We start from the raw sequence: 15,612 nt of genomic DNA, 5'->3' as shown, positions 1-15,612 counted from the left end.
TAACTTAGTTGCTTTGATTCATATGGCACTAAATCGCCCGGTCTTTTTAGATCGGCTCGATATTAAAGCCGAATGTTTGGGGACGTCGATTAGAGAATGAAGCCAATTGTTTTTGACGCATCTTTCGCAATACAACGACTAGGCCAAATACCAACAGGAATTGGCCGCGTCGAAAGAGCATGGTTGAAATATATAATTGGCTTAAATTCACCAATATATTTTTCCGTACGTCGAAATGACAAGGTCATGATTCTTGATAGAGAAGCCTCCTCGTATCTTATCGAAATACTTGAAAAAAATTCTTCTGATAGTTTGAACTATAAATCTAAAATATTTTGGAAATTGGGGCGGAAGCGTCGTGCGGTTCGAACAAATTTGGCACAATTCGCGATTATGACCTGGCATAGCTTTGAAAAAAAACAAAAGCTTTCCAAGCACTTTAAACGGCTATGTCCGCAAGGCGGCTGGTACATATCAACTGGCCTTCATCCGGGCGAGGATGTTTTTCTTGATACTATTCGAGAAGCTGGCTTGCGTACCGCAGTGATGCTGCACGACACTATTGCCCTGGACTTTCCTCAATATTGCGAAGCCGCGATGAAGCCTCACTTGCAAGGACTGGTAAAATACCAAGCAGAATCCGGCGATTACCTTATATGCAACTCACAATCAACCGCCGACAGTTTTGTTCAACACGCATTGCGATTAAACGGAAACCCGGCCAAAACTAAGTACATCGTCTCGCATCTTGGCCTCCACGATACAAAGAAAGTAAACATCGGAGAAATATCTGCATCCTATGCGAGTATAGATAAGAAACGACCGATTCATGTCATACTAGGTACAATTGAACCGCGTAAAAACCATAGCTTCGTTGTCAATCTTTGGGAAAAATTAGCCCAAGAAACAACACCAGAGATTATGCCTCAGTTGGTTGTATTGGGACACTGGGGATGGAAAATTGAAGACCTGAAAAATCGACTGGAAAACAGCCCCTTATTGGGCGAGTCAATCCATCTCTTAATTGGCCCCAACGACACTACGGTCGCACAGTTACTTGCTGATTGTAACGCTTTACTTATGCCAAGTTTTGCAGAGGGTTATGGGCTACCAGTACTTGAAGCTGCCCGTGAAGGTATTCCCGTTATTGCAAATGATTTGGCAGTATATCGCGAAATCGCGGGCGACTATCCTCATTTATGTAGCATTGATGATCCTGAAGGGTGGGAGCGACTTATCAAACTTCACTCCGAAAAGCATAAGCGTTTGCAACCACCACCAATCCCCCAATGGGATGCGCATTTCGAGCGCGTCATGAGCGCCTTACGCGAAGCCGATGCGAGTGGCAGCGTCCGAAATTAGCGCGCTTAAATTGATCGTCACTCTGTGGATGACTGTGAATCATGGTATAGTTTGTATCTTCCAGCGGGAATCACCTTGAGGCCGCGTTGCATTTGGCCACAGTTCAAGGCTAGCTGGAAAAGATCAGACACAGGATACGACAGACATGGCGGAAGCGGTGGTACGCAAACTTGACGATGCGCGCGATCAGAAAGACGCGCTTTATCGTGAAGCACCTCATAACATTGAAGCAGAACAGGCGCTATTGGGCGCTATTCTGATCAACAATGATGCGTTCTACCGCGTTTCCGACTTTCTGAAATCAACGCATTTCTTTGAGCCTCTACATCGACGCATCTACGAGATTTCAACTGATCTCATCCGCGTTGGCAAAATGGCCAATCCGGTCACGATGAAGACCTTCTTACCGAACGAAGGCAAGATCGGTGATCTGACCGTGTTCCAGTATGTCGCGCGTCTTGCCACTGAAGCCGTCACCATCATCAATGCCGAAGATTATGGCCGTGCGATCTATGATCTTGCGACCCGCCGCGCGCTGATCGGCATTGGCGAAGACATGGTCAATGTCGCCTATGACGCGCCTGTCGATAATGCACCGCAGGAGCAGATTGAAGACGCCGAACGCCGTCTTTTTGAACTCGCTGAAACTGGCCGTTATGACGGTGGTTTTCAGGCGTTTAAAGACGCTGTCACCAACGCTGTTGATATGGCCAATGCCGCCTTCATGCGCGATGGCCATTTATCCGGTGTCTCCACCGGCATTCACATGCTTGATGGCAAGATGGGTGGCCTGCAGCCTTCCGATTTGATCGTACTAGCCGGTCGCCCGGGTATGGGTAAGACCTCGCTGGCAACCAATATCGCTTTCAACATCGCCAATGCCTACGAAGCTGACCAACAGGCCGATGGCTCTATGAAGGCTAAGAACGGCGGCGTTGTCGGTTTCTTCTCGCTCGAAATGTCGGCTGAACAGCTCGCAACGCGTATTATTTCTGAGCAGACAGAAGTTTCGTCTTCAAAAATCCGCCGTGGTGACATTACCGAATCCGACTTCGAAAAACTGGTCGCCTGCTCGCAACATATGCAGAAGATTCCACTCTACATCGATCAGACCGGTGGTATTTCGATTGCACAGCTGGCGGCGCGCGCGCGCCGTCTGAAGCGCCAGCGCGGCCTTGATGTTCTTGTGATCGACTATATTCAGCTGATGACAGGTTCTTCCAAGGCATCTGCACAGAACCGTGTTCAGGAAATCACCGAAATCACTACCGGCCTGAAAGCGCTTGGCAAAGAACTCAATGTTCCGATCATTGCGCTCTCACAGCTCTCGCGTCAGGTTGAAAGCCGAGAAGACAAGCGTCCGCAGCTCTCCGATCTTCGTGAATCGGGTTCGATCGAGCAGGATGCCGACGTGGTTCTTTTCGTGTTCCGCGAAGAATATTACGTCAAGAATTTAGAGCCGCGGGATGAGTTCGACCCGAAATATGAAGAATGGAAGCAGCACTTTGAAAAAGTGAAAGGTACGGCTGACGTAATTGTCGCTAAGCAGCGTCACGGACCAACCGGCACCGTTAAGCTCGCGTTCCAGGCAGAGTTCACGCGATTTGCAGATTTGGCCGAAGGTTCTTATATCCCTGACCAGTATGAATAGTTTCTCCAATCCTAAAGAGCGTGTCTGATGGCCAAGGCACGCATTCAGTTCATCTGCCAAAATTGCGGCGCAGTGCATACGCGCTGGGCGGGTAAGTGCGACGGTTGTGGCGAGTGGAATACACTCGTCGAAGAAGGCACCAATAGCGGCATTGGGTCTGGTCCCGGCTCCATGTTGTCCAAGCGCAAGGGCCGCGCTGTTGCACTCACCTCGCTATCGGGTGAAATCGAAGATGCCCCGCGCATCATATCCGGCATCAGCGAACTTGATCGGGTTACCGGCGGTGGCTTCGTTCGTGGTTCGGCTATCCTGATTGGTGGCGATCCGGGCATCGGAAAATCGACGCTCTTGACACAGGCCGCAGCAGCCCTCGCCAATCACGGTCATCGCATTGTCTATGTGTCGGGCGAAGAAGCCGTTGCGCAGATACGCCTGCGCGCGCAGCGATTAGGCGTTGCATCATCCGCGGTGGAACTGGCCGCTGAAACCAATGTCGAAGACATTTTAGCGACGATTTCTGACGGCAAGCGACCTGATCTGGTTATCATCGATTCGATCCAGACACTCTGGACCGACATGGCAGATTCTGCACCTGGCACAGTCACACAGGTGCGCTCATCAGCACAAGCAATGATCCGCTATGCGAAGCAGACGGGTGCGGCGGTTGTTCTCGTCGGACACGTCACCAAGGAAGGCCAGATTGCCGGTCCACGTGTTGTTGAACATATGGTCGATGGCGTCCTCTATTTTGAAGGCGAAGGCGGACATCAATACCGTATCCTTCGTACCGTGAAAAACCGTTTCGGCCCGACTGACGAAATAGGCGTGTTTGAAATGTCGGATGGTGGCTTGCGCGAAGTCTCTAATCCGTCTGAACTGTTCCTTGGCGAACGCAATGCGAAATCGCCGGGTGCAGCCGTTTTTGCCGGCATGGAAGGCACCCGCCCGGTACTGGTCGAAATACAGGCACTGGTCTCTCCCTCATCGCTCGGCACGCCGCGCCGTGCTGTTGTCGGTTGGGATGGAAGCCGTTTGGCAATGATTTTGGCTGTGCTCGAATCACATTGCGGCGTGCGCTTTGGCCAGCACGATGTCTATCTTAATGTGGCAGGTGGTTATCGCATCAGCGAGCCTGCAGCTGACATTGCGGTTGCTGCGGCGCTTGTTTCGTCCATCGCTGGTATTGCCCTGCCCGCAGATAGTGTTTATTTCGGCGAAATCAGCCTTTCCGGTGCTGTTCGTGCGGTTTCGCATGCGGTACAGAGACTGAAAGAAGCTGAAAAGCTCGGCTTTCAGCAGGCGGTAGCGCCGGGTGGAACCAGTGACCTTTGGAAAGATCGCGGTTTTGGCCTTGTGGAGACGACCGCTCTGTCGGATCTAGTTGTGCGTATTGCTGCATCGGGTCCGGCCAAAAAATGACCATGATCTGCAATCATCAGGTTGCAGATCATTGAATTTAATGAGATTTAACTGCGGAAGGTTTCGTCAACTTTCCGATGTTAAACTATCAAAAATTTGACTGCCCCGCAGGTAAAGACATCCTGCGTATCAATTAAGGACAGCCCAGAATGCCGGTTACGCTACTTGATGGAATTCTACTCGGAATAACACTGGTTTCGGCCATTCTTGCGATGGTTCGCGGCTTCTCGCGCGAGGTGCTGTCGCTGGTTTCATGGGCTGCGGCAGCTGCAGCGGCCTATCTGTTTTACCAGCCTGTGCTGCCTTATCTCCAGCCATACATCAACAATGAGACAATCGCGAAGATTGCAGCCGCTGGCGCAGTGTTCCTCGTCGTGCTTATTGTTGTTTCGCTGATTACAATGAAAATTGCCGATTTCATCATCGACAGCCGCATTGGTGCACTTGATCGCACACTCGGCTTCCTGTTCGGTGCTGCCCGTGGTGTTCTGCTCGTGGTCGTTGCGATGTTGTTCTTCAACTGGCTGGTTCCAACCGGACAACCTGCATGGGTCACGAACGCAAAATCCAAGCCAATGCTCGACTCTTTTGGTCAGCAGCTTGTTGAACTTCTGCCTGCTGACCCTGAATCAGCCATAAAGCAATTCAAACCAGGCCAGGACACGCAAACGCCAGCTGGCACTACCACTGAGCAGCCTGTACCGGATGATACTCCAGCTGCAAACTGATCCTGAATAAACATTTTTGGAACCGGCACGTTATGCGTTGCCGGTTTCATCTGTTTTCAGCCTCAATCAATGCCTATATTGAGCGCTGAAAATGACGCAGGCGAAAGCGAGCACTTTTAAAGTGGCGGCTTTTCCTGTAAATATCGCTTTTAGTAACCGCAATCGAAAGGTCTTGCGGACGATGTCCCAACAATCGCATGACGAAAACTCCTTTATGCTGGACGATGACACGTTGCATGAAGAGTGTGGTGTATTTGGTATTCTCGGCCATGAAGACGCAGCAGCGCTGACAGCGCTTGGTCTGCACGCTCTTCAACATCGCGGACAGGAAGCAGCCGGTATCGTGTCTTACCATAAGGGTCGTTTCCATTCGGAACGCCACATGGGACTGGTCGGCGATCACTTCACCGATGCGTCGATGCTTAATCGTCTTCCGGGCGACCGGGCTATCGGTCACGTGCGCTATTCAACGACCGGCGAAACGATCCTGCGCAATGTGCAGCCGCTTTTTGCCGAGCTCGAAGTTGGCGGCATCGCGATTGCGCATAACGGCAATTTCACCAATGGCATTACGCTGCGCAAGCAGCTGATTGCTTCGGGTGCAATCTTTCAGGCAACATCCGACACCGAAGTCGTACTGCATATGATTGCGCGTTCGCGTCAGACCTCCTCGAGCGCACGTTTTGTCGATGCAATCCGTCAGGTCGAAGGCGGCTATGCTATGCTCGCTCTGACCCGTACCAAGTTGATTGCGGCACGCGATCCGGTCGGTATTCGTCCCCTCGTCATGGGTGAACTCGACGGCAAGCCAATCTTCTGCTCGGAAACCTGTGCTCTCGACATTATCGGTGCGAAATATATTCGCGACGTGGAAAACGGCGAAGTCATCATCTGCGAAATCCAGAAAGATGGCTCAATCACAACCGATTGCATCAAGGCCGAAAACCCGCAGCCAGAACGTCTTTGCCTGTTTGAATATGTCTATTTTGCGCGCCCTGACTCGGTCGTCGGTGGACGCAGCGTTTATGTTGCGCGCAAAAACATGGGCATGGAACTGGCAAAAGAATCGCCAATCGAAGCTGATGTTGTTGTCCCTGTACCGGATGGTGGAACACCAGCGGCGCTTGGCTTTGCGCAGGCCAGCGGCATTCCATTTGAATATGGTATCATCCGCAATCACTATGTCGGTCGTACCTTCATTGAGCCAACCCAGCAGATCCGTGCTCTTGGTGTGAAGCTCAAGCATTCGGCCAATCGTGCGATGATTGAAGGCAAGCGCGTGGTTCTGGTGGATGATTCCATCGTGCGCGGCACAACGTCGGTCAAAATCGTGCAGATGATCCGCGATGCCGGTGCCAAGGAAGTGCATATCCGCGTGGCAAGCCCGATGATTTTCCATCCGGATTTCTACGGTATTGATACGCCGGACGGCGATAAGCTGCTGGCGAACCAATATGACAGCCTTGAAGCGATGTGCCGATATATCGGTGCAGATTCGCTGGCATTCCTCACCATCGACGGGCTTTATAAGGCCGTTGGCGGCGAGGCTCGTGATCCAAAGGCCCCTGCCTTTACCGATCACTATTTCACGGGTGAATATCCAACCCGCCTTCTCGATCAGGAAGGCGAAAGCAACATCCACACGTTGTCGCTTCTCGCCTCAAACGGCTGATCGATTGTCTTCACGCAGGCGGCTCAACGGGCCGCCTGTTTCATAAGCTAGCATCAGAGCGCGTTTCGATCTGATTGAATTAGATCGGCGCTCTAAATGTTTGTTTTAACGCGCATCTTTTCCGAAAACTGCTTCACACTTTTTGGGATGCGCTCTACACTGGGGGTATAATGAGTATCGACCTTACAGGCCGCGTGGCCTTGGTAACGGGCGCATCGCGCGGTATTGGTTATTTTCTGTCGCTTGAACTGGCAAAGCGCGGCGCGCATGTGATTGCCGTTGCGCGCACCGTTGGCGGTTTGGAAGAACTCGACGACGATATTCGCAAGGTCGGTGGCAGCGCAACACTCGTGCCGCTCGATATTACCGATATGGAAGCGATTGACCGTCTTGGCGGTTCCATTCATGAACGTTGGGGCAAGCTCGACATTCTGGTAGCGAACGCTGGTATTCTTGGCACGATTTCCCCCATCGGCCATATAGAATCCAAAGTTTTTGATCAGGTCATGAATGTAAACGTCACGAGCGTATGGCGTCTTATCCGTACAACCGACACCCTGCTGCGCGCATCAGATGCAGGACGCGCGATTCTGCTGTCATCGGGCGTTGCACATACCTGCCGCGCTTTCTGGGCTCCTTATGCAGCTTCCAAGGCTGCTGTCGAGGTGATGGGACGTAGCTGGGCTGAAGAAACCAAGCAGATGAAGCTCAAGGTCAACTCGGTCAATCCCGGCGCAACCCGTACCGCCATGCGCGCAAAAGCTATGCCGGGTGAAGATCCTGAAACATTGCCGACACCGCAGTCCGTTGCAGAAAAGATCGTCCAGCTGGCCGATCCGAACCTCGACGTTACAGGTAAGCTTTACGACGTGCGTCAGGATAAGTTCCTCGACTATCACTTGCCTTCCTAATCGCTGCTTTTCTGGCCTTACTTAGAGCGCGTTTCGATCTGATTGAATCAGATCCGCGCTCTAATTATCTTTTTGGCGCGCATCTTGGTCCGAAAACCGTTTTACACTTTTCGGGATGCGCGCTAACCTCAAGGCCGGAATTACCTTTTTGAGTATTCCGCTCCTGCTGAACCATTCGGCCTTGTTTTAAAGCGGACCCCTCCCCCAACCATATTATTCTGAAGCTTACTTTTCCCAATTTATTGGAGGAACAATGACTTACGACATGGAACGATTTATCGTCATCAGCGGTGGTCCCGGATCAGGCAAAAGTACGCTGATTGATGCGCTTGAAAGCCTAGGCTTTGCACGCAGCATTGAAGCAGGCCGTGCCATTATCCAGCATCAGGTCGAAATCGGCGGAAACGCATTGCCATGGGCGGATCGCGCTCTGTTTTCGGAACTGATGCTGTCGTGGGAGATGCGTTCCTACGACTTCGCGCTCAAGCAACAATGCCCTGTGTTTTTCGACCGTGGCGTGCCGGATGTTATCGGCTATCTCACGCTTTGCGGTCTGCCCGTACCTGAACATATGCACCGCGCAGCGTCGATGATTCGATATAACAAAACGGTGTTTCTCGCCCCGCCATGGGAGGCAATTTTTGGTCAGGATGCCGAGCGCAAACAAGACTTCGATGAAGCCTTGCGCACATTCAAAGCCATGGAAGAAACATATCGGGGGCTTGGATATGAAATCGCGCTCCTGCCGAAATCAACGGTTCAGGAGCGCGTCAATTTCATCCGCAAAACCTTGCCGTCAGACTTCTTCTGACGGCTCGCTTTCAATTGCCGCTTTGCGGTCAGCGGCTTCGCGCTTGTTCCACGCAACAAGGCTGAACGGCAGAAAAGCCAGATAAGCAAGAGCTGTGAGCGTAAGCGTGTGCCATGTGAAGCTCATGAGAAACGCCACATAGATCACCACCAGCAAAATCAGCGGCATAACGAAATCGCGACGAATGAGACCACCAGCAGACTTGCCATTATAGACCGGCAGACGGCTGACCAGCAGGAAAGCAATCGCCACGGTGAAAACCGCAACCGCAAAAGCCAGCCCCTTGGTTGGTGTAAGCCCGAGGAAACCGAGATAGACTGGTAACAGTACCAGCATCGCGCCAGCAGGTGCTGGAACGCCGATGAAATAATTGCTCTGCCAAGGCGGACGGTTCGGGTCTTCCAGCATCACATTGAAACGCGCCAAGCGCAGGCAGCAGGCAATCGCATAGAGAAGTGCGGCGATCCAGCCGAAAGAGCGCGCCTGATCAAGCACATAGACATAAAGCACCAGCGCGGGTGCAACGCCAAAATTGACGATATCAGCGAGTGAATCCATCTGCTCGCCAAACTTCGACGAGCCTTTCATCATACGCGCAACGCGACCATCCACACCGTCGAGAAATGCCGCAACCAGCACCATCATCACCGCAAGTTCAAAGCGATGCTCAAATGCCAGCCGAATGCCCGTAAGCCCCGCGCAAATTGCAAGAACTGTGATGACATTCGGGACAACAATGCGCAGTGGGATCTGCGACAATCTAGGGCCGCGCGATGAATTCACGCGGCCATTCGGCTCGAAAGGTGGGAATGGTGTTTCCATCGGCTCAGGCGATCCGAACCACTGGTTCAGCGCGTGTGCCACCAAATTCAGCAAGCACGGTTTCACCGGCCACGGCTGTCTGACCAACAGCCACGCGAACCGATGCACCGGCTGGCAGATAAACATCAACGCGTGAGCCAAAACGGATTAGGCCGAAGCGTTCGCCGACTGAAAGATTATCGCTTTCACGCGACCAGCAGACGATACGGCGTGCGACAAGACCTGCGATCTGCACAACGCCGACTTTACCATTTGCACTGTCGATAAGAACGGAATTGCGTTCATTATCAGTGCTGGCCTTGTCGAGCTCTGCATTGAGGAACTTACCCGGACGGTGGAAAATCTTTTCGATCTTGCCACGTACCGGCGCGCGGTTGATATGCACCGAAAACACATTCATGAACACAGAAACACGCATCAGCGGCTCTGCACCGAGATCAAGTTCAGCTGGCGGCACAGCCGGACCAACGAAAGATACTTTGCCATCAGCCGGGCTGATCACCAGATCATCGGCAATGGGCGTCACGCGTTCAGGGTCACGGTAAAAATAGATGCACCAGATGGTCAGCACCAGGCCAACCCAGAAAAGCGGCTCCCACAGCCAGCCCAGAATGAGCGAAACCACGAAAAACGCCGCGATAAACGGATAGCCTTCACGATGGATCGGCACGAAAGTGTTACGGATTGTATCAGACAGGCTCATCGATTTTCCTTTAGGTTTGGCCGTTTTTACCTCATCCTGTCCAAAATCCAAATCGATTTCGCAAATTATTCACGACTGTTAAGGCGCGTGATCCTACCGTGCCTTACGGCCAGTAATTCGTATAGCGCGTGAAAATGATAAAGAGTGCAAAGAGGATCACCGCCGAGATCACAAAAACACAGGCGATCTTATAGACGCTCCACACGAGCCACAGCGAAAATCTAATCATTTGCCCCCTTGTGGAAATACTGGCTTCTCGACTCGTCTGTAAAAACTTGCGCAACGAAATTTGCTGTCCACTCGCCCGTAATTTCGTAAGGCGTCCCACCGACCTCCAGGTCATCTTCGAATAGGTTGAAGGTATCCAAAGGATCTTTGAACGTATCTGTAAAGTAGAATTGACTTTCGCCACTAATTAGCAACATGGCACCTTGCGTTGTAACGTCCCCGTTAAAATAACCATATATGCTAGCTGTCCCATGTGAAAATTGAATGGGTTTAAAGTCATAATTTCCTTCAAAATAATACCACAGTGCCTTCATCCCGCCTTCGCGAGCTTTACTTGCAATTTGACCCGACAATCGACGAAATGCACCTTTGTTTTTATCGTGATGAGCATACTGCTCCGCAATCTCTTGCAAATGGCCTATTTCCAACAAAGTTACCGGGCGTCCATTCCCAAAAAAATAATGTTTCACGAAATCCAAATTATCCCAGCGACCATAGGGCGCTGCGAGATTTGATGAAAAATTATGCGTTGCATATTCTGTTGCCCCTTCGACATATGGCTCAGCGACACATCGGCAATTATACTCTTCACCAGGATGGCCAGTAACAGGCCGTTCATTCCATGAAAATAGTTTACCATCATTGGCAGCATGTTCGCTTCGTACGCGACCATCATGCTTGGTACGCCAAATATAATGTGTGGCGCTCCGCTCCTTAGCACCAACTTTTGCTTTGTATGACAAAGCTTGATTATAACGCGTCAGATACCGAAGAAATTTTTCTTCGGTATCTGACGCATCCATAATTTCGTTCCAAACACGAGGAACGCTACCATGTTTTATGTAGTGACTGAAAGCTTCCCGACGGCTTAATTCATTCAACCGCTGCCTGCTTTTATCGATCTTCGATAAATATATATTCATGAGCCCTCTCAAATTACAATTGCTAAGAGGGTAATGGCGATAGATCCTAAGAGGATAACTTATTCAAAAATTTGTTTCTATCAGGCTCGAAAGTTGCATTTCATCGGCGTGAACGACAACGGCGCTTTTCAAGCCATGCAAGATTTTTCAAATTGGGGTTGGAGTAGTTGCGCCATTTGCATGACACTACCAATGGATCTTGACTGCGCTCATACAACAAGTCAGGCCCCACCCACGCGGTATAATATCCGTAGCAACTATATGGCGGCTTACTCAACCCAGTTATATCCCGCTTTCCCTTTGGAACAGGCAAGTTTGTTTCTCCGTCAAAGACACCACCACCGGGATCCATAGTAAAGACCTCGATATAGCGGTCATTGAAACACATAAACTCCATATCTTCCGCAAGTCGTGTGTATCCGTCTGAAGTAAAAAGATCAGATTGGCCATGTAGAGTAAAATTGAAAACGCGCTTCACCACCATTTTGTTCGGCAAGACGTAGCTGTCGTTAAAATACACAACCATAGCAACCAGCATAAATACAAAATAAAGGGTTACAATCGTAACGCAGAAAAACTCGTAGACCTTCCAGGTCCACCAGAGTGTCCTTTTCCAAAATGTTTTTTGCCGAAATATCTGTAACATTGTCAGCCCCCAGACTGACAATGCCTTAATTCTCGATCTCTGCAAAGAGCCTTACTCGGCTGCTGGAACACCGCGGCTGACGACGCCCATATCGTCATTTTCGCGAACCTGACGCAGGCGTTCTTCTGCCTCATCCGCTTCGCGCTGACGGCTCCACATTGATGCATAGAGACCATCCTGCAAGAGCAGATCGCGGTGTGTGCCACGCTCGGCGATCAGACCATCTTTCAGAACGATGATTTCGTCAGCACTGATCACAGTCGACAGACGATGAGCGATCACCAGCGTTGTGCGACCACGGCTGACGATATCGAGCGCCGACTGGATTTCCTGCTCCGTCGCGGTATCGAGCGCCGAAGTTGCCTCATCCAGAATGAGGATTGGTGGCGCTTTGAGGATCGTGCGTGCAATCGCAACGCGCTGCTTTTCGCCACCCGAAAGCTTCAGTCCGCGTTCACCCACCATCGCCTGATAGCCTTCCGGCAGATGTTTGATGAACTGGGAAATTTGCGCCATTTCGGCTGCCTTTTCCATGTCCTGATCGCTCGCATCGGTGCGGCCATAACGAATGTTATAGGCAATCGTATCGTTGAACAGCACCGTATCCTGCGGCACCATGCCGATGACTTTACGCAAGCTTTCCTGTGTCACTTCGCGCACGTCCTGCCCGTCAATCGTGACAGAACCCGACTGCACATCATAAAAGCGGAACAGCAGTCGCGAGATCGTGGATTTGCCCGCACCCGATGGGCCGACAATCGCTACCGTCTTGCCCGCTGGCACTTCAAAGCTCACACCTTTAAGGATCGGGCGGTTGGCATCATAAGCAAAATGCACATCGTTAAAACGGATTGCACCCTTATCGACGCTAAGCGGCTCGGCAGTTGGCTTGTCCTGCACTTCTTGTTGCACATCGAGAAGGTCGAACATCTGCTCAATATCAGTCAAACCCTGACGGATTTCGCGATAAATGAAACCGATGAAATTGAGCGGGATGGAAAGCTGCATCAGCATGGCATTGATGAAAACGAAGTCACCGAGCGACTGCGTGCCAGCCTGCACTTCACGCGCCGACATCACCATGACAATCGCCATACCGACACCGAAGATGACGGCCTGACCGAAGTTGAGCCAGCCAAGCGAGGTCCATGTCTTGGTGGCCGCATCTTCATAACGCGCCATGGACGCATCGAAGCGTTCGGCTTCCATCGTCTCGTTCCCGAAATACTTGACCGTCTCGAAGTTGAGCAAGGAGTCGATGGCCTTGGTATTGGCATCAGTGTCGGAGTCATTCATCTCGCGACGGATATTGATGCGCCAGTCACTTGCCTTGATCGTGAACCACGTATAGGCGACGACCGTCGCGGCCACGACGAGAAGATAAGAAAAGCCGTAAGCAAAGGCGAAAATCACCGCCGTTAATGCGAATTCCAGCACAGTCGGCAATGTATTGAGGATCGTGAAACGTACAATCGTTTCAATGCCCTTCGTGCCACGCTCAATGACGCGCGAAAGCCCGCCCGTGCGCCGCTCCAGATGGAAGCGCAGTGAGAGCTGATGCATATGCACGAAGGTTTTATAGGCAAGCTGGCGCACCGCATGCTGGCCAACGCTTGCAAACAACGCATCACGAAGCTGGTTTAAACCCGCCTGAATGATCTTGGCGGCATTATAGGCCAGAACCAGCATAACCGCGCCGGTGAGAAAAAGCGGAATGTAATCCGCGGCGTCAAGCTGGCCGTTCAACGCGTTCGTCAGCCATTTGAAAAAATAGGGAACGAGGATCAGCACAAGCTTGGAAATTACCAGATAGAACGTCGCCCATACCACGCGCATGCGTAGGTCTGGCCGTTCAGAAGGCCACATATAGGGCCACAGATTTCGCAATGTTTTGAATGTTTCGCCAGAATCGGCAGAAACAGTTTTGGGGGAACTCATGGTGTTTCTTTCAGATCAGACAGGTTTTTCGCAGCAGCCATTGCTGAAGGCTGCAAGATGCGAACGAATTATGGTGAGTTGTTGCCAGTTGACGCTATAGCGTGATGTCTGGCGGTCGGGCCGATAGTCTATAAGGCCAGCTTGTACGAGAACTTTGAGATGCTGCGACACGGTGGACTGCGCAAGGTCGAGACGACAAACAATGTCTTTGCAGCAGCAGGCATCCTCAAGGATAAGCTGCCGGAGTATGTGAATACGCACGGGATGACCGAGCGCTGCATAAATGCGCGCTGCCAACTCGTCATCCACGCCGGAAACAGCATTGGAAATTATTTCTAGGGAGATACTCATCGTAAATCGACGATATACGATTATAGTCAAAAAAGCAAGATTACGCAGTGTCCTTTCTAAGCATGAGCCCGGAAATCGAAAATGATTTCCGGGCTCATGCTTAGAAGTCTAATTACTTGTTTTAACGCGCGTCTTGCCCGAAAACCGTTTCACACTTATCGGGACGCGCTATCGTGGACACTGCGTTCACGAAATAGAGATAGCGCGTTTATATTAGTTTGCAGAATCGTGCAGACGGCGCTGCACTTCATCATCGCCGAGCGGCTGCTGCGGCATCACGAAAACCTGACCCGGTAAAATGAGGTCTGGATTACGGATCTGATCGCGGTTGGCGAGATAGATCGTGGTGTAGCGCGTGCCATTGCCGTAAGTGCGCTTGGAGATCGTCCAGAGGTTGTCACCCTTGCGGATGATCACCGAACCATCAACGTTCTGCAACGGCGTGCCATTTGCTGCATCTTCCGCGGCGCTGTTCTGGCTGACTGTTCCCGTTGCAACGGCTGAGACATTCTCACCAGCTTCACGACGGAACGGCACGCGTGCGGTTGCAATCACACGACCACTGGCATCCAGCAAATCAGCACGGATGATGTAGTCACCCACCGAAAGTGGCTTTTGGCTCTGCACCAGAAAACGACCTTCCGGCGAAATCGGGCTTGAACCGAGTAGAGTATCGTTAGCATTCACGACAACAGTGCTGCCGCCCTTCGCCTTGCCTGCAACGAAAACTTTGCTGCCTTCGATTTCCACCGCTTCAATGGCAATCGGTGCATCCACCGGCGCTTGGACCTTCGGTGCCTGCTCACCGGTTTCCGTCGGCGATGCAGCTTGCTGCGCTGGCGCTTCCGGCTTGGTAATCAGACGGCTGGCCTGACCTGGCTCTTCAACGAGCGCTAAAACCTGACCATTGTTGTTATCAGGCACAGAAACGATTGCTGTTTGTGCGGAGGTAGCGACATTGCCACCCTCCCCGCCTGCACGCAGCACAAGCTGATGATCGCCCGGCTTTAGCGGCTGATCGAGAACTATAGCAAAGTCGCCATTTTCTCCGGCCTTTGTCGTCCCCAACACTTTTGAGCCGGAAATGATCTCAACGGCTGCATTCGCAGCAGCCTGACCCGCAATCACGACAGAGCCATCTGTTTCAACACGTAGGATGTCGAAGGACGGGATTTTTGCTTCTTTTGGTGCTTCCGTGGATGCTGCAGGCGTAGTCTGCTCGGCGGACTGTTGCGCTGCCGTTTCCGCTGGCTTTTCAGGCTCAGCTGCAGCCACAGGTGCCTGCGTCTCAGCAGTCTTAGGCGCGCTGCCGGTTTCGGGAGCCTTTGTAGCTATGTCCGAACCCGGTGCTGCGCCCTGCTCTTTCAGCGAATTCCAATAATACGCACCACCGCCTAGAATAAGGACGATAAGAATACCGATAATTCCATATCTGTAATTTTGCATT

General features: G+C 51.6%; 14 protein-coding genes. 7 read left to right on the top strand and 7 right to left on the bottom strand.

What is annotated here, in order from left to right; genetic code table 11:
• Positions 1 to 96: 96 nt before the first annotated feature.
• The 7 genes from WH356_RS00305 (at position 97) to WH356_RS00275 (ending at position 8,554) form a co-directional block, all read left to right on the top strand.
• Positions 97 to 1,362 carry a glycosyltransferase family 4 protein gene (locus WH356_RS00305; protein WP_339508008.1) on the top strand — a complete coding sequence of 422 codons (1,266 nt, stop codon included), beginning with the start codon at positions 97 to 99 and terminating at the stop codon, positions 1,360 to 1,362.
• 145 nt (positions 1,363 to 1,507) lie between these two features.
• Complete coding sequence (locus WH356_RS00300) at positions 1,508 to 3,013, top strand: replicative DNA helicase (RefSeq protein WP_339508007.1); 1,506 nt, start codon at positions 1,508 to 1,510, stop codon at positions 3,011 to 3,013.
• 27 nt (positions 3,014 to 3,040) lie between these two features.
• Complete coding sequence (gene radA, locus WH356_RS00295) at positions 3,041 to 4,432, top strand: DNA repair protein RadA (RefSeq protein WP_339508006.1); 1,392 nt, start codon at positions 3,041 to 3,043, stop codon at positions 4,430 to 4,432.
• 149 nt (positions 4,433 to 4,581) lie between these two features.
• Positions 4,582 to 5,160 carry a CvpA family protein gene (locus WH356_RS00290; protein WP_310010785.1) on the top strand — a complete coding sequence of 193 codons (579 nt, stop codon included), beginning with the start codon at positions 4,582 to 4,584 and terminating at the stop codon, positions 5,158 to 5,160.
• Positions 5,161 to 5,341: 181 nt separating this feature from the next.
• Positions 5,342 to 6,832, top strand: coding sequence for an amidophosphoribosyltransferase (gene purF / locus WH356_RS00285; protein WP_339508005.1), 1,491 nt, complete (start codon positions 5,342 to 5,344; stop codon positions 6,830 to 6,832).
• 170 nt (positions 6,833 to 7,002) lie between these two features.
• Positions 7,003 to 7,743: an SDR family NAD(P)-dependent oxidoreductase gene (locus WH356_RS00280; protein WP_339508004.1), complete on the top strand. Its 741-nt coding sequence runs from the start codon at positions 7,003 to 7,005 to the stop codon at positions 7,741 to 7,743.
• Between the two features lie 253 nt (positions 7,744 to 7,996).
• Complete coding sequence (locus WH356_RS00275) at positions 7,997 to 8,554, top strand: AAA family ATPase (protein ID WP_339508002.1); 558 nt, start codon at positions 7,997 to 7,999, stop codon at positions 8,552 to 8,554.
• Here the strand turns inward: WH356_RS00275 and pssA are convergent.
• From pssA to WH356_RS00240, 7 genes are all read right to left on the bottom strand, one after another.
• The gene (gene pssA, locus WH356_RS00270) at positions 8,540 to 9,376 is read right to left on the bottom strand and encodes a CDP-diacylglycerol--serine O-phosphatidyltransferase (protein ID WP_310011114.1); all 837 of its coding nucleotides are present in this window, start codon (positions 9,374 to 9,376) and stop codon (positions 8,540 to 8,542) included. The genes WH356_RS00275 and pssA overlap by 15 nt on opposite strands.
• 4 nt (positions 9,377 to 9,380) lie before the next feature.
• The gene (locus WH356_RS00265) at positions 9,381 to 10,079 is read right to left on the bottom strand and encodes a phosphatidylserine decarboxylase (protein WP_339508001.1); all 699 of its coding nucleotides are present in this window, start codon (positions 10,077 to 10,079) and stop codon (positions 9,381 to 9,383) included.
• A gap of 221 nt (positions 10,080 to 10,300) precedes the next feature.
• Complete coding sequence (locus tag WH356_RS00260; RefSeq protein ID WP_339507999.1) at positions 10,301 to 11,230, bottom strand: phage minor head protein; 930 nt, start codon at positions 11,228 to 11,230, stop codon at positions 10,301 to 10,303.
• Positions 11,231 to 11,330: 100 nt separating this feature from the next.
• Positions 11,331 to 11,876, bottom strand: coding sequence for a hypothetical protein (locus tag WH356_RS00255; protein ID WP_339507997.1), 546 nt, complete (start codon positions 11,874 to 11,876; stop codon positions 11,331 to 11,333).
• Between the two features lie 51 nt (positions 11,877 to 11,927).
• A complete protein-coding gene (locus WH356_RS00250) occupies positions 11,928 to 13,814 on the bottom strand; it encodes an ABCB family ABC transporter ATP-binding protein/permease (RefSeq protein ID WP_339507995.1) in 1,887 nt (628 codons plus the stop codon).
• Between the two features lie 15 nt (positions 13,815 to 13,829).
• The gene (locus WH356_RS00245; protein WP_339507994.1) at positions 13,830 to 14,165 is read right to left on the bottom strand and encodes an ArsR/SmtB family transcription factor; all 336 of its coding nucleotides are present in this window, start codon (positions 14,163 to 14,165) and stop codon (positions 13,830 to 13,832) included.
• 213 nt (positions 14,166 to 14,378) lie between these two features.
• Positions 14,379 to 15,611, bottom strand: a complete 1,233-nt coding sequence (locus tag WH356_RS00240; protein WP_339507992.1) for a LysM peptidoglycan-binding domain-containing protein — start codon at positions 15,609 to 15,611, stop codon at positions 14,379 to 14,381.
• Position 15,612 lies beyond the last annotated feature (1 nt).

Source organism: Ochrobactrum sp. MYb379 (genome assembly GCF_037479515.1).
Classification (GTDB): Bacteria; Pseudomonadota; Alphaproteobacteria; order Rhizobiales; family Rhizobiaceae; genus Brucella.
This window is presented reverse-complemented; position numbering and strand designations above follow the sequence as displayed.

Coding starts and splice junctions, on each gene's coding strand:
- WH356_RS00305 (WP_339508008.1), top strand. CDS start 97: ATGAAGCCAATTGTTTTTGACGCATCTTTCGCAATACAACGACTAGGC.
- WH356_RS00300 (WP_339508007.1), top strand. CDS start 1,508: ATGGCGGAAGCGGTGGTACGCAAACTTGACGATGCGCGCGATCAGAAA.
- radA (WP_339508006.1), top strand. CDS start 3,041: ATGGCCAAGGCACGCATTCAGTTCATCTGCCAAAATTGCGGCGCAGTG.
- WH356_RS00290 (WP_310010785.1), top strand. CDS start 4,582: ATGCCGGTTACGCTACTTGATGGAATTCTACTCGGAATAACACTGGTT.
- purF (WP_339508005.1), top strand. CDS start 5,342: ATGTCCCAACAATCGCATGACGAAAACTCCTTTATGCTGGACGATGAC.
- WH356_RS00280 (WP_339508004.1), top strand. CDS start 7,003: ATGAGTATCGACCTTACAGGCCGCGTGGCCTTGGTAACGGGCGCATCG.
- WH356_RS00275 (WP_339508002.1), top strand. CDS start 7,997: ATGACTTACGACATGGAACGATTTATCGTCATCAGCGGTGGTCCCGGA.
- pssA (WP_310011114.1), bottom strand. CDS start 9,376: ATGGAAACACCATTCCCACCTTTCGAGCCGAATGGCCGCGTGAATTCA.
- WH356_RS00265 (WP_339508001.1), bottom strand. CDS start 10,079: ATGAGCCTGTCTGATACAATCCGTAACACTTTCGTGCCGATCCATCGT.
- WH356_RS00260 (WP_339507999.1), bottom strand. CDS start 11,230: ATGAATATATATTTATCGAAGATCGATAAAAGCAGGCAGCGGTTGAAT.
- WH356_RS00255 (WP_339507997.1), bottom strand. CDS start 11,876: ATGTTACAGATATTTCGGCAAAAAACATTTTGGAAAAGGACACTCTGG.
- WH356_RS00250 (WP_339507995.1), bottom strand. CDS start 13,814: ATGAGTTCCCCCAAAACTGTTTCTGCCGATTCTGGCGAAACATTCAAA.
- WH356_RS00245 (WP_339507994.1), bottom strand. CDS start 14,165: ATGAGTATCTCCCTAGAAATAATTTCCAATGCTGTTTCCGGCGTGGAT.
- WH356_RS00240 (WP_339507992.1), bottom strand. CDS start 15,611: ATGCAAAATTACAGATATGGAATTATCGGTATTCTTATCGTCCTTATT.